The sequence below is a fragment of the Nocardia testacea NBRC 100365 genome (assembly GCF_000308775.1).
In the GTDB taxonomy this organism is placed as follows: Bacteria; Actinomycetota; Actinomycetes; order Mycobacteriales; family Mycobacteriaceae; genus Nocardia; species Nocardia testacea.
The window spans coordinates 1-13,309 of record NZ_BAGJ01000177.1 but is presented as its reverse complement, the minus strand read 5'-3'; the positions used below and the strand labels follow the sequence as shown (position 1 = coordinate 13,309).

Here is a 13,309-nt window from a genome sequence, read left to right as displayed (position 1 = left end):
CTGGCGGGAACTGTTGAACACACCCGACGCCGCACCGGCCTCCCGGGCGTCCACTCCCGTCGCGGCCGCCACCGCGGCCGGTGCCAGGCACAGCCCGATACCCAGGCCGGCCACGATCGACGGTCCCAGGACATCCGCGAGAAAGCTGCCGCCGGGACTGATCGCGGCGAACCAGAGCAGCCCCGCCGCGGTGATCAGCCCGCCGGCGATCAAGGCCGCCCTGGGCGTCCTTCCCACCCCGGCCTTCGTCGCGATGACGGTGCCGGCCACACTCATCGCCGAGAAGGGCAGGAAGGCCGCCCCGGTCGCGCCCGCGCCCATCTCCAGCACCTGCTGCATGTACAGCGAGACCAGGTAGAACGCCGCGAATTGGCCACCGGCGGCGAGGAATACGAAGAGGTTCGCACCGCGGACCCAGCGATTGCCGAACAAGCCGAGCCGCACCAGCGGCGCGGTAGTGCGCTGCTCGACCACGAGGAAGGCGGCAACCAGTGCCACGCCGGCCGCCAGGGTCGCCACGGTGACCGGCGCCGACCAGCCGTACCGGTCGGTCCGGATCACCCCGGTCACCACCAGACCGATTCCGGCGGTGGCCAGTACCGCCCCGAGCAGATCGAGCCGGGTGTCGGCGGTGCGCCCGGTATCGCGGTCGATTCCGGCCGACGCCGCGGCCACCGCGCCGACGACCAGCGGCAGATTGACCAGTAGCACCCAGCGCCAGTCGGCGTATTCGGTCAGCAGCCCACCGACAAGTACACCGCCGGCCCCGCCGGCGGCGTTCACCGCGCTCCAGACGCCGAGCGCCCGGATCCGTGCCGCACCTTCGGCGAAAGTGGTGGTGAGAATTGCCAGCGCGGCCGGGGCCAGTGCGGCGGCCGCGCAACCCTGTACAGCGCGGGCGGTTACGAGTTGCCACGGCTGCTGGGCCAGACCACCGGCCAGTGAGGCGAGTCCGAAGACCACGAGCCCGGCGGTGAACAGCCGCCGCCGGCCGAACAGATCGCCCGCCGCGCCACCGAGCAGCAGAAACCCACCGAAGGTCAGTGCGTAGATGTGCACCACCCAGGCCAGATCCAGCGGTGCGAAACCGAGGTCGGTGCGGATGGACGGCAGCGCGACATTCATTACCGCCATATCGAGCGCGACCATGAATTGGGCCGTCGCCACGGCCGCGAGGGCGAAGGAGGGCCGCACGGCCCACTTTTTATACATGTATAAAAAGTAACCGCACGGCGCTGCCGTGTCCAGATCATGAAGCGGGATGCGTCAAGATGGGCATATGACCGAGTCCGCGCCGCGCACCGGCAGACCGCCCAAGATCTCCCGGGCCGAGATCGTGGCCGCCGCCGACGCGGTGGTCGCCGCCGGCGGCTCGGCCGCGCTCACCATGCGCCGGGTGGCCACCGAACTCGGCTGCACCCCCATGGCCCTCTACCACCATGTGCGCGACAAGGACGAACTGCTGCGCCTGCTGCTCGAGGACTACGCCGACCGTGTGGAGTGGCCCCCGCTACCGGATGATCCACGCGAGCGCATGATCACGGCCGCGCGAGCCGTGCACGATGTGCTCGCCGCCCGCGCCTGGGTGGTCGAAATCCTCGCCGCCGACGATCTGCTCGGCGTCTCCGCGCTGTGGTTTCCCGAGGCGATCATCGACGGCGCCGTCGCCTGCGGGCTCACCCCGGACGAAGCGGTCCGTGCCTATCGGGTCATCTGGCACTACACGGCGGGCGAGATCATCATTCGCACCCGCTCCGCCCAGCGAGCGGCCGACGGCCGCCCCACCTTCCGCGAACAGGTTTTCACCGATCTGGACCCGCAGACCCTGCCGCACCTCGCCGAACTCGGTCCACGCTGGGTCGAGATCACGGCCGAGGACACCTATCTCCTCGGGCTCCGAGCTTTGATCACCGGCCTGGCCGGTCCGGGGCCGGACTAGGCCGGAGCGCTCATCCCTACGGTTTCCCGCGCGGTCGAGCCGCGATCGAACTCGTCGCGATTGGCCTGCACCTCATCCATATGGGCCTCCGCCCACCTCTTGATACCGCGCATGATCTCGTGCAGGGAGAGCCCGAGTTCGGTCAGTTCGTAGGTGACGGTGACCGGTACGGTCGGCGTGACCGTACGGGTGACCAGACCGTCACGTTCCAGGGTGCGCAGCGTCTGGGTGAGCATCTTCTGGCTGACCCCGGCCAACCGGCGGGCGAGTTCGGAGTAGCGCAACGGCCCGGGCTCGCCGTCGCATTCCGCGCCGGGATGCGGCCCGCCGCTGCCCAGGGCGGACAGCACCAGCGCCACCCATTTTCCGGAAATCCGTTCCAGTAGCTGCCGGCTGGGACATCCCGCGAAGAACGCGTCGTAGTCCATTTTGCGCAGCGCGCGCTGCTGGGCCGCCGTCGTCGTGGCCATCGGCCGCTCCTTCCTACCCGGCGGTGGGATAGGCACTTTCGAGTGCCTACTTCCCGATAGAGAGTTACCACACCATTGTGGAGGCATGGCGCAGAAAACACCACAGGAGGCCACCGTGTCCAGTACTTTCCGTAGCGCGATCGTCCGCACGCCGGCCGGCCCCGATTCCATCGAGATCATCGACGTACCGGTCACCGAGCCCGGCCCGGGACAGGTGCGGGTCGCGATAGCGGGCGCCACCGTCAACCCGGTCGACCTCGCGCTGACCGCGGGTGTTTTCCACGACCTCGGCCTGATCACCCGGTCGGCGTACACCGGGATCGGCACGGATTTCGCCGGAACCGTCGTCGCGACCGGGCCCGGTGTCGAACTACCGGTCGGCACCCGCGTCGCGGGTCTGATCGACGGATTCGACCGCGATTTCGGCACCTATGCCGAACAGCTGATCGTCGCGGCGAGCGCTGTCGCCCGCGTTCCCGACGAACTCGACCTGACCACCGCGGCGACCGTCCCGCTCAACAGTCTCACCGCGGCCCAGCTGGTGGATCTGCTCGGTTCCGGCGACGGTCGTGACCTGCTGGTCACGGGTGCCGCGGGCGCGGTCGGCAGTTACGTGATCCGGTTCGCGCAGGAGCGCGGGTGGCGGGTCACCGGATCGGCCCGCGCCACCGACGAGGAGTTCGTACGCGATCTCGGCGCCGGCTTCACCACCGCGGCCACACCCGGCTGGGACGCGGTGGCCGATGCCGCCGCACTTCAGGAGGCGGCGCTGCCGCTGGTCCGCGACGGCGGCCTGTTCGTCGGCGTGCGGCCGGGCGCCGAACCACCGGCCGAACGCGGTATCACCGTTCGTGCCGTCGCGGTACAGGCCGACGGCGAACGCCTGGCCGGTTTCCTCGCCGATACCGCGAGCGGCCGTCTCCCGGCCCGGGTGCACGCGGTCCTGCCCCTCGACCGGGCCGCCGACGCCCATCGGGACCTCGCCCGCGGCGGGGTGCGCGGGAAATATGTACTGAAACCCTGATACGTCTCGATCCGGACTCGGCCGGTGACGGAAGGGGCGGCGGCGCAGGAGGCCCCCGGACCCATCGGGGACACCGGTGGCACGGCCGGGCAGCCGCGCCACCGGTGGTCCGATCACGGCCGCCACAGCACATCGGACCCTGCGTCGGGACGAATTCGATCGCCTCTGGAAAAGGCGGAATCCATACCCGATGCGATCGTATACCCGAACAAAACCTCCTGCGGCGCAATGTGAACGGCCCCAATAATCCACATTCTGGTGAGGCGTTCGTCGGGCGCGGCGGTGAAACCGCTCGTGTAGTGGCGGAATACGGCGAAGGTGTACTTCTCCGGACAGCGTGGCGGTTCGGCGATTACTCGATTGCGACACGATCCGGGACGGGCGCGCGGGCCGTCAGGTCGTGAAGGTGGCGAAGGCCGACCACAGCACCGGAGAATCCTCGACAGCGCCGGTCGCGCGCCAGGCGCGCAACCGGTCGCGTTGCCATCGCGCCAGTTCCGCCACCGGATCGGGCGCTTCGTGGGCCGTATCGATCGCGCATACGACCTCCTGCAGGGGTGTGGCGTCCGCCGCCGCGCCCCAGCGTTGGAAGGCGAGGTCGGTGGGTAGCGGCCAGCGGGTGGCGGTGACCAGTTCGGCTCCCCCGGTGATCATGGCCGCGACGAGGCCCAGCGCCTCGGTGAATCGCAGATCGCCGCCGCTCTCACAGGCGATGAGCGCGACCCGGCTCGGCAGCGGCCACAATTCCTGGCCCGATACGGGATCGGCGGCCAGCGTATGGGTGCCGAGCAGCAGATCCTTGGCCGAGAGCGGCCGGTGCGCGCGCTGCGGTTCGGCGAAGCCGGCGGTATCGGCGGTGCAGGCCAGATGCAGTTCGGTGTTCTCGCTCTGGCCGGATTCCGGCGGCGCCGCGGTGACGTGACCGACATAGAGCAGACGGGCGGCTCCGGCGCGCAGGGCGCGGGAGAGCCAACCGCGGTCGAGATCGGTCCGGCGGAAGATCTCGGCGGGCGTGGGAACCTCCGGGCGGATGCGGCCGGAGGCGATATGGCCGGCTATGCGCCGGGTCAGTGGTGTCGGATGGATCATCCGGCCCAGCACCGAACCGAGTTCGGAATCGGCGCGGAAGCCGGGTATCCGCGGATCGAGTACGGCGACCACCGGCAGATCCCGGGTTTCGTTCCAGGAGCGGGCGATACGCATGGGCCCGTGCACCACACCGGCGGGAGCGAGCAGCCCGATATCGGCGATATCGATCAACCGAAGGTCCGGCGCCGGGGCCAGGATCTCCCACGGCACCTGGGCGACCCGGGGTGAGGGCTGCAGCCGGACGAGCGGCCGGATGCCCTGCCGGTACAGCGTATGCAGCTGTCCGGCCAGGTCATAAGGCAGCAGGGCGCGGGACAGGTCGCGGGCCAGCAGATATTCGGTATCGGGCGCGGCGAAGGCGGCGGTGGTCAGGACGCGTTCCGGATCGCCGGGCACGGCCGGATCAGGGAGCGTGGCCGCCAGCTCCCGGACCACCGCGTCGATATCGGCGCCGGGCAGCGCTGTGACACCGGGCGCGGCGTCGTATCCGATCCACCGCCACGACGTGTACACATCGCCGGCATCGGCCATCCGCACCACCACGGTGGGCTGATCGTTCAGCACGATTCCCCCGTACTCCGGACACCGCTCATACCGGAATCACCCGGTCCTCCCGGACGCGCTGCCCGTAACGCTGTTCGGCGGCCGCGATGTAGTCCCCGAGGGCGATCCGCGCCTCGGGCCCCACGGCCAGCCGGGCCGGTGGCGTCACCGGTAGACCGGCCGCCGCCGCGACCCGGGCCAGCGCGGCGCCCAGATGCAGCGGACCGGATCCGGGTTCGGCGCCGGCCGGCGGCACGGGGCCGTCCAGCGGGAACTGCGGTCGTTCCGCTCGTTGCCCCGGAGTCGCGTCCAGTGTCGTACCCGCGCACTGCGTTTCGATCAGATCGATGAGCAGCTGACCGTCCCCGCAGAGGTAGGCGAACCGGAAGGCCAGCCGGACGGCCGGGTCGGCGATCTCCCGGTTCCATCGATCACGCTGACTGCCACCCGGCAGCGTGTAGCGCACCGCGTCGATGGCGATCGCGGCGGGCACCGCGAGGGCACGGCCCAGCGCCAGTAGTTCGGCCGGCGGGGCATCCATATCGTCGACGACCATCTGCACCAGCACCGCGTGCCAGTAGTCGAGTTGCGCGCACTCCAGGCCGAGACCACGTTCGGCGTAGACGGTGAACGCGGCGTCGAGCAACCGCTGCCCTTCCCCGACCAACCCGCGCGCATACGCCACCGTGGCGAGCCGGCACTGCACGGCGGCGGCATCGAGCACCGCCCCGGAGTTCTGGAAGCAGTCGAGACCGCGCCGATACCATTCACCGGCCCGGTCGACCTCCCCGCGGCATTCGGCGAGGAACCCGCGCAGCTTCCACCCGACCCCCGCCCGATACCCGAGCCCGGCCTGCTCGTAGTAGGCCTGACTGGCCACCACCAGTTCCTCCGCCTCGTCGAGCCGGCCGAGTCTGCTGAAGAGCTGGGCCAGATTCTGCTGGGTGTCGGCGACGGCGTTGCGGTCCCCCGCCGCGGTGAACGCGGCCAGCGCCTGCTGCGCGAAGTCCACGCCGAGCTCCCGGCGACCGGTTTCGAAGTACGCCCCGGCCAGATTCATCAGCGGATGGCCGGTGAGGTGCGGCGCGTACCGCAATGCGGCATCGAGGGATTCGGTGGCGGTGTCGATGACCCGGTTCCATTCGCTGCGATGGGTGGCGACCGCGCTGAGCGAGAGCAGGCACGACACCCGCAACACGCCCAGATCCGGGGTGTCGGCGAGCAGGTCCCGCGCCTGTTCCAGTACGGTTCGGGCTTCGTCGAGCATGCCGAGATGCTGGAGGGCCTGCGAATAGTTGATCAGGGCGGAGGCGCGCTTCTCCCGCGCGTCGGCCGGAATCCGTTCCAGCGCCGTGCGATATCTGGCCACGGCGCCCTGGTGATCCCCGAGCTCGTCGTACATGCTCGCGGCATTGATCAGCGCACTGGTGCGGACCCCGTCGGTGGTGGTCTCCACCGCGTGCTCGAATATCCGCAGCGCCTCGGCGATATCGCCACGCTGGTAGGCGGCCGCCCCCGCGTACAGCAGCTCCAGGCCGGGCGGTTCCGCTGCGCTCATCTCAGAAATCCGAATCCGTTTCGGCGGCCGTGATCTCGGCCCGCAGGGGTGCGATGTCGGCGAGCGGTTGCCCGCCGTCGGGCGCCGGGCCCGAGCCGGGGCCGGACCCCGCCCGCCGCAGCCGGGCGTGCGCGAGTTCCCTGATCCGCTCCCGCTGCCGCGCCCTCGTCGCAGGATCCACGGGGTCGCGCGGTCCGGGCCCCGGGTCGCGGGACTCGGGCGAACCGGCCCCCGCCGGCGCCGCCGGGCCCACCCCCGGCACATAGACCTCCACCCCCGAGACCGTGCCGGCCGTCGCGGCGACCGCGGCTGCCCAGTTGTCCCCGGCGGATACCAGCGCGGCGACCTGATCACCCGCCGGGGTCCGGACCAGCGCGTACGGTCGCAGATGGGCGGGCGGTTCCCCGTGCGTACCCGGCGCGGCGACGACCCGGATCCGCAGCGAGTTGACACCCGCGGTGCGCACGAGTTCCCAGGAGACCGCGCGTTCGGAGGCGTCGAGCACACCGGGCGGACAGTAGCGCCAATCCCAGCCCGCGGTCCCCCGTTCGAGGACCAGCGCCGCCGGTGTCCCGCGCTGTCCACCGGCGGCCAGCGCGTAGTCGGTGGCGCGCCCCGGTGCCGAGGCACCGAGTCGGTCCGCCGCCTCGGCACCCGTCTCGGCTTCGGCCGGGTCGACGGCATCGGCACCGTCGACGACGCTCTCGCAGAATTCGCTCAGTTCCGCGATCTCGCGTTCGAGTTCGGCCGCGTCGAGCGCTGGGATACCGTCCACCGTCGAGGCAGGCCACCAGCGTGCCGCCCAGTGCGCGTAACCGAGCCTGCGCACCGCGGCCGCCAGCTCGGGCCGCTCCGGACGGGCAGGCAGGGTGACGGGCTCGGTGTACTCGTCGGCCGCCACCGCGACCTCGGCGCCGTAGAGCGCCCACAACCATTCCTGTGCGGTATCCAGATCGTGCAGGGTCGCCGCCGGAACCCGCGGGCCCGCCGGCACACTCCAGCTCAGGTGACCGCCGCCGACCTCCAGCACGGCGGTGTCGATACCGGGATCGGCATCGACCGGGGCCGGCGCACCGGCCGGCGCGATACTCCACAGCCCCGGCCCGATTCGGCGGATACGCACACTGTCGGCCATCAGACCGCCCTCGGTTCGGCCGTATCCGGTTCCCGCACCGCCTGCGCGCTGAGGGCTTTCCGGACGCGGGTGCGGTGATCGAGTACCACCGAACGCGCCACCCCGTCGAGTAGATCCCACAGCTCGTCGGGCTCGGTGACCGGCAGTTCCCGGACATCGCGGCCGTGCAACCGCACCCACAGCCGCCGCAGGTACGGGCGCCAGGGGGCGCGCAGTTCGGCGGCGATGACGGCGAGTGGATTGCCGTCCCCGGGCACCGGATGGACCGCCAGCCGCCGCGCCTGCAGCACATAGGCTTCGCGCTGCCAGCGACCGTTCACGAGCCGGTGCGCGGCCGACCCGCCGGTCTCCTCCCGCGCGCCGCGGGGGTCCGGCGGCGCGATCGGCGCCAGACCGAGCGCCAGTTCGACCCCGGCGGCCGCGGTGACGCGCAGCGATTCACCGAGCAGCGCCCATGGCGCGCAGCTGCGGGCGATCTCCGTGGTGACCAGGTCCGGGATCGGCGGCAACTCGGCGCGTTCGGTGGACACCTGCAGCACGGTGAAAACCCGTTCGTGGATGCTGCGATCGAACGGGTATCCCAGCGTGGCGGTGGACGCCGAATTCCCCACCTCCGGGCGACGCGGTACGGGGTGTGCGGTCAGGCCGAGTTCGTGTGCTCGGTACCGTGCGAGATCGGCTGCCCCCGGGCGGGTTCGCGCGAGCCACAACTCGATCCCGGTATGGGTCCCCGCGTTCGCGGCGGCCAACCGGGCGAGCAGGCGCCGGCCGGCGCGGGTATCGGTGTCGGTGCGGGAGGCGACCGCGCAGTCCAGCAGGTGCCGCAGCGGCGCGGTGTGCTCGACCGGTACCGCTGGCGGCGGCGGCCGGCGGCTCCACGCCGTGGTGAGCAGGTCGTCGAGCAGGGCGGCCCGGGCGGGATCGGTCAGATGGTCCTTCAGCGCCTGGGTGGTGCGCCCGGCCGCGAAACCGTGGACCTCGCGCAGCACCGCCTCGGCACGCACCCCGTCCCGGCGGGGATCGGGATGGCCCCGGGTGGCGGCCAGCTCGAAACAGCGCTGGAAATACAGATCCTGCGCGGTGCCCTCGGTGATCCGCAATCGGCGGCGCACCTGTTTGAGCAGCGTGAACCAGGCCGCCGTCGCGCGCAACGCGTCGGCGTGCGCGTAGACGCGGGCGGCGAGCAGCGTCGCGCCGTCGGCGGTGAGCACCGCGCCCCCGCAACTCGGATACTGCACCGGCCGGATGACCAATGGGTCGAGTATCAGTTTCACGGTCCGGCGCAGCGGGCCGCCCTGGGGGCCGCTCAGCGCATCGACACCCTCGAGACCGCGCCACACCTCATCGAGCACCATGGCCCGCGGTCGTCGCATGCGCCCAGGTTATCGGAGTTTCGCCGCTGCGGCGGCGCCGAAAGTTGGGATCGGTAGGCGCGCAGCGATTCCTACTTTACTCGTAACGGCCACGCACACCGGGCCGGAACACCGAGAGAACAGGACCCACCATGAGCACCACCATCTTCCGCCTCGGCGCCGTCGCCCTCGCCGCCTCCGCCACCCTGCTGCTGTCCGCCTGCGGCGACGACGCGAGCACCACCGCCGCACCGGCGGGCCCGGGCTCATCCGCCCCGGCCCCCGCGGGCGATACCGCCGGCGGCGAATCGGCCGCGCTGGTCGACGGGAAAGCGCTGGCGGGCGATTTCGAGACCACCTGCGCGAAGCAGGGCAACACCCTGGCACTGGCACTCACCGACAACAACAATGCCCAGTACGGGCAGCTGAGCGTGAGCGCCAGCATCGTCGACGACAAGACCGTACAGGCGGTGGCCATCGCCGGCAGCCAGGGCGGTTCCTCCGGGATGCCCTACGCGGTCGGCTACGGCAACGGACAGCCCGGCGGCTCCGCCCAGGTGACCAAGGACGGTGACACCTTCACCGTGACCGGCGAGGGCGTCAGCGCCCCCGATATGGCGAACCCGCTGGCCGGGCCCGCCACCGCGGCCTTCGAGATCACCTTCGCCTGCTCGACCGTCGTCGGCGGCTGACCGGCCCGGATATCCGGCTCCCCGTTGCCCCTCCGGCCCTGCCCCGTGGCCGGACCGTCCGGGGCGACGAGGTGGCCAGGTATCCGGACCACAACCCTCAGGAGACAACCATGATCCGCACCCTGCGTACCGCCGCCCTCACCGTCGCGGCCCTCGCGATCACCTTCTACCTCTGGCACGGCCTGACCTACGAACCCACCGGTGTCTTCGAACCGGCCTGGACGGCCTGGCTCAACGGGTTCCTCGCCCTGCCGATCATCGCGTCCACCCTGGTCGTCATGGCCTTCGCATTCACCGGCGCGGGTATCGTCACCGCGCTCACCGGCCGCAACACCGGCGAGTTCCGCGACGCGCCACTGGGTCTGGGGACCGTGCGATCGTTCACCCACACCGGCGTCACCTTGAACGACCAGCCACAGCTCCGGATCGAGTTCGGCGTCGAGGGCGCGCAGGGCGAACGATTCGACGCCACGGCGAAAACGGTGGTCCCCCTCACCGAACTCGCGCTACTGGCACCCGGTGTGGTGCTGCCCGTCCGCTACCGGCCGGACCGGCCCGGCATCGTCGAACTGGACCGGTCCGGTGACAGCGCCGCGGCGCAGCGGGTGATGAACGACTCCTTGATCCGCAAGGGGTTCACCACCCGAGCGAAGGTCGATATCGCCGCGCGCGGTATCGCGGCGCAGGCGGTGGTCCAGTCGCTCACCGTCCCGGGCGAGATCCGCGACGGATACTCGAAAGTCGCGGTGGGGCTGGTGGTCACCCGGCCCGACGGCAGCACCTTCAGCACCTGCTCCGAGAAGTTCCTGCCGCCGACCGCGATCGGGAACGTGCAGGTGGGTCGGATCGTCACGGCGCACTACCTGCCCGAGAACGAGAAGGAGGTCGTGCTGTCGATCCCGGTCAACGCGTGAATCACCGACCCGGTGCGCCCGCTCCCCTTTGGGAACGGGCGCACCGGCGTGCGCGCACCGATCAGAGTGCGGCGACCGCGGCCACGAACCGGTCCAGTTCGTCGCGGCTGACGAAACAGTGCGGCGACGCGCGCACCACCGAATCCAGACCGCGGGCCGACATATCGAGCAACGTGGAACCGCGATGGCTGACCGTCACCGTGATGTCCTTGCCCAGCAGGCGATCGCGGACCTCCACCGGCGCCGTACCCTCCACCGTGAACGAGACGATGCCGCTGTGCTCCACCCCCAGATCGCGGACCGTCACCCCGGCCAGGTCGCCGAGCGCGCCCCGCAGGTACTCGGCGCGTTCGGCGATCGCCGAGTACACCTCCTCCGGACCGAGCTCCAGCAGGTAACGCACCGCCGCACCGAGCCCGAGCCGGGCCGCGACATCATGCTCCCAGAACTCGAACCGCGACGCGTCCGGAGCCATCCGGTACTCCTGGGGAGCGGTCCACCGGGCACTGTGCAGATCGAGCCGGCCCGGTTCCATCGTGGCCGCCAACTCGCGCCGCAGGTAGAGGAACCCGGTGCCCCGGGGTCCGCGCAACCATTTGCGTCCGGTGGCCGACAGCGCGTCGACGCCCAGCTCGGTGACGTCCAGCGGCAACTGGCCGGCGGACTGACAGGCGTCGAGCAGGACCAACGCGCCCGCCTCACGGGCGATCCGGGCCGCGGCGACCACCGGGTTCACCAGCCCGCCGTTGGTGGGCACATGCAACAGCGAGACCAGCCGTACCCGTTCGTCCATCATCGCGGCGAGGGCGTCGAGGTCGATCCGGCCCATGTCGTCATCGGGGATCCGCTCCACCCGGGCGCCGGTGGCGTGCGCCCGCTGCAGGGCGGCGATGGCATTGCTGGCGTAGTCGGCTCCGGAGAGCAGGATCCGGTCGCCGGGATGTAGCGGGACGGCGTAGAAGAAGTCCGTCCAGCCGCGGGTGGCGCTGTCGCTGAGAGCGATGGTGTCGGGGGTGGTGTTCAGCAGGGTCGCTATCGCGTCCTTGACACCGGCCAGCTCGGCGAGGCGTTCGCCTGCGGCCCGGTATCCGCCGATCTCGGCCTCGCGCCGTAGATGGCCGATCACCGTCTCGGTGACCACCCGCGGCGGTAACGAGGACCCCGCGCTGTCCAGGAAAACGGCGCCGGCCCCCACACCGGGCGTATCGTCGCGTACTCGCTGCTCATCGACCATGCCCACGAGCCTATGCCGAATCCGTGACCTGTTCGCGGCGCAAACGTGTCCGTCCCCGTCGCTACTCTGGATTCCACGCGAGGCCCGACCGGCCCTCCGGCCCGGCCGGTGCCCCGCCGTCGATCGAAGACGAACCGGCAATCGAACACCCGCTCGGGCAACACCCGGCCGAACACGAGATACGAACCGGCGAGAAGCCGCACGGAGGTTGGTATGGCGGTCACGCTCGAACATCCGGAATCGACCAGCGACCTACCAGCGCACCCGGCCCTGTCCAGCCGCGCGGCGGCCGAAGCGTATATCGGGGGCGTCTGTTTCAAAGTGGGCCCGCCCGGGCTCATCGGCGCCGAACTCGAATGGTTCACCGTCTGCCGTACCGGTCGTACGGCACGTCGCGGCGCACGACGGCCGGCCCCGGACGATACCCGCCATCTGCTGACCGGGCCCCGGCCCACGACCGAACTGCTGGCGCAGGCCCTGGGCCCCTACGCACCCCGCGCCATCGCGCCCGATTCCCCCGCCCGCCCACTCCCCGGCGGCAGCCGGGTCACCGTCGAACCCGGCGGGCAGATCGAACTCTCCAGCATCGCCGTCGCCGACGCCGCAGACCTGTGTGCCCGGCTCCGCGCCGACGAACAGCGGCTGCGTGAACTCCTGGCCGCCCGGTCCGTCCGGATGGTGGCCGCCGCCGCCGATCCGGCCCGCACCCCCCGATGTCAGCTGGGCCTACCGCGCTACCGGGCGATGGAGCACTACTTCACCCGTATCGGCCCCTACGGGCGGCTGATGATGAGCAATACGGCGGCCGCCCAGGTCAGTGTGGATATCGGCGCCGACCATACCGACCTCACCGCCCGCTGGGCCGCCCTGCACGCCGTCGGTCCCGCCCTGATCGCCGCCTTCGCGTGTTCGCCGGTGCTGCGCGGGGCACCCACCGGGCAGTGGGCCTCCCAGCGGATGCGCACCTGGCTGCACCTGGACCCGGCGCGTGCCTGCCCACCGGTCGCCGACTGGCCCGATCCGGTCACCGGCTACGCCCGCTGGGCGCTGGACGCCCCGCTGCTGTGCGTCCGCCGGCCCGAGCCCGCCGGGCGGATCGCCTGGGCGGCGCCACCGGACGTGACCTTCGCCGACTGGCTGTCCGGCGCTTTGGACGAGGTGATCGGCCGCCGCCCCGATATCGACGACCTCGAATATCACCTGACCACCCTGTTCCCGCCGGTGCGCCCCGCCGGATACTTCGAGGTCCGCTATCTCGACGCCCAGCCCGGCGACGGCTGGACGGTCCCGATCACCGTCGTCGACGCCCTGCTGTCCACCCGGCCGCGGTCGTGGACGCGAGGACCGCGGCGGGCGCCA

General features: G+C 71.2%; 12 protein-coding genes. 5 read left to right on the top strand and 7 right to left on the bottom strand.

The features are described 5' to 3' along the window. The coding region (locus ON38_RS24850) for an MFS transporter (protein WP_051165143.1) at nt 1–1,212 on the bottom strand (1,212 nt) is incomplete at its 3' end. Nucleotides 1,213–1,279: 67 nt separating this feature from the next. Between ON38_RS24850 and ON38_RS24845 the strand changes: the two genes are divergently transcribed. Further along, entirely contained in the window at nt 1,280–1,939 is a 660-nt protein-coding gene (locus ON38_RS24845) for a TetR/AcrR family transcriptional regulator (RefSeq protein ID WP_085995483.1), read from the top strand. Here ON38_RS24845 and ON38_RS24840 read toward each other — a convergent pair. Continuing rightward, the gene (locus ON38_RS24840) at nt 1,936–2,409 is read right to left on the bottom strand and encodes a winged helix-turn-helix transcriptional regulator (RefSeq protein ID WP_039827406.1); all 474 of its coding nucleotides are present in this window, start codon (nt 2,407–2,409) and stop codon (nt 1,936–1,938) included. The genes ON38_RS24845 and ON38_RS24840 overlap by 4 nt on opposite strands. Nucleotides 2,410–2,524: 115 nt before the next feature. Between ON38_RS24840 and ON38_RS24835 the strand changes: the two genes are divergently transcribed. Further along, on the top strand, nt 2,525–3,433 hold the full coding sequence (locus tag ON38_RS24835; protein WP_039827409.1) for an NADP-dependent oxidoreductase: 909 nt from the start codon (nt 2,525–2,527) through the stop codon (nt 3,431–3,433). Between the two features lie 393 nt (nt 3,434–3,826). Here the strand turns inward: ON38_RS24835 and ON38_RS24830 are convergent, their stop codons facing one another. From ON38_RS24830 to ON38_RS24815, 4 genes are read right to left on the bottom strand one after another with little or no spacing between them, the layout of a single operon-like run. Then, complete coding sequence (locus ON38_RS24830; protein WP_051165144.1) at nt 3,827–5,053, bottom strand: CHAT domain-containing protein; 1,227 nt, start codon at nt 5,051–5,053, stop codon at nt 3,827–3,829. Nucleotides 5,054–5,111: 58 nt separating this feature from the next. Next, entirely contained in the window at nt 5,112–6,623 is a 1,512-nt protein-coding gene (locus ON38_RS24825; protein WP_039827404.1) for a tetratricopeptide repeat protein, read from the bottom strand. 1 nt (nt 6,624) lies between these two features. Next, entirely contained in the window at nt 6,625–7,758 is a 1,134-nt protein-coding gene (locus tag ON38_RS24820; RefSeq protein WP_039827403.1) for a hypothetical protein, read from the bottom strand. Beyond that, nucleotides 7,758–9,113: a hypothetical protein gene (locus tag ON38_RS24815; RefSeq protein ID WP_039827402.1), complete on the bottom strand. Its 1,356-nt coding sequence runs from the start codon at nt 9,111–9,113 to the stop codon at nt 7,758–7,760. Before ON38_RS24815 ends, ON38_RS24820 begins: the two co-directional genes overlap by 1 nt. Before the next feature lie 149 nt (nt 9,114–9,262). Between ON38_RS24815 and ON38_RS24810 the strand changes: the two genes are divergently transcribed. Together ON38_RS24810 and ON38_RS24805 are read left to right on the top strand one after the other, a co-directional pair. Next, on the top strand, nt 9,263–9,802 hold the full coding sequence (locus ON38_RS24810) for a lipoprotein LpqH (protein ID WP_039827401.1): 540 nt from the start codon (nt 9,263–9,265) through the stop codon (nt 9,800–9,802). Nucleotides 9,803–9,912: 110 nt separating this feature from the next. Then, entirely contained in the window at nt 9,913–10,716 is an 804-nt protein-coding gene (locus ON38_RS24805; protein ID WP_039827400.1) for a hypothetical protein, read from the top strand. Between the two features lie 61 nt (nt 10,717–10,777). On the opposite strand, the gene ON38_RS24800 is transcribed toward ON38_RS24805, so the two are convergent. Then, nucleotides 10,778–11,950: an aminotransferase class V-fold PLP-dependent enzyme gene (locus ON38_RS24800; RefSeq protein ID WP_039827399.1), complete on the bottom strand. Its 1,173-nt coding sequence runs from the start codon at nt 11,948–11,950 to the stop codon at nt 10,778–10,780. Nucleotides 11,951–12,163: 213 nt separating this feature from the next. Between ON38_RS24800 and egtA the strand changes: the two genes are divergently transcribed. Then, on the top strand, nt 12,164–13,309 hold a 1,146-nt coding region (gene egtA / locus ON38_RS24795; protein WP_051165141.1), incomplete at its 3' end, for an ergothioneine biosynthesis glutamate--cysteine ligase EgtA.

Coding starts and splice junctions, on each gene's coding strand:
- ON38_RS24845 (WP_085995483.1), top strand. CDS start 1,280: ATGACCGAGTCCGCGCCGCGCACCGGCAGACCGCCCAAGATCTCCCGG.
- ON38_RS24840 (WP_039827406.1), bottom strand. CDS start 2,409: ATGGCCACGACGACGGCGGCCCAGCAGCGCGCGCTGCGCAAAATGGAC.
- ON38_RS24830 (WP_051165144.1), bottom strand. CDS start 5,053: ATGGCCGATGCCGGCGATGTGTACACGTCGTGGCGGTGGATCGGATAC.
- ON38_RS24825 (WP_039827404.1), bottom strand. CDS start 6,623: ATGAGCGCAGCGGAACCGCCCGGCCTGGAGCTGCTGTACGCGGGGGCG.
- ON38_RS24820 (WP_039827403.1), bottom strand. CDS start 7,758: ATGGCCGACAGTGTGCGTATCCGCCGAATCGGGCCGGGGCTGTGGAGT.
- ON38_RS24815 (WP_039827402.1), bottom strand. CDS start 9,113: ATGGTGCTCGATGAGGTGTGGCGCGGTCTCGAGGGTGTCGATGCGCTG.
- ON38_RS24810 (WP_039827401.1), top strand. CDS start 9,263: ATGAGCACCACCATCTTCCGCCTCGGCGCCGTCGCCCTCGCCGCCTCC.
- ON38_RS24805 (WP_039827400.1), top strand. CDS start 9,913: ATGATCCGCACCCTGCGTACCGCCGCCCTCACCGTCGCGGCCCTCGCG.
- ON38_RS24800 (WP_039827399.1), bottom strand. CDS start 11,950: ATGGTCGATGAGCAGCGAGTACGCGACGATACGCCCGGTGTGGGGGCC.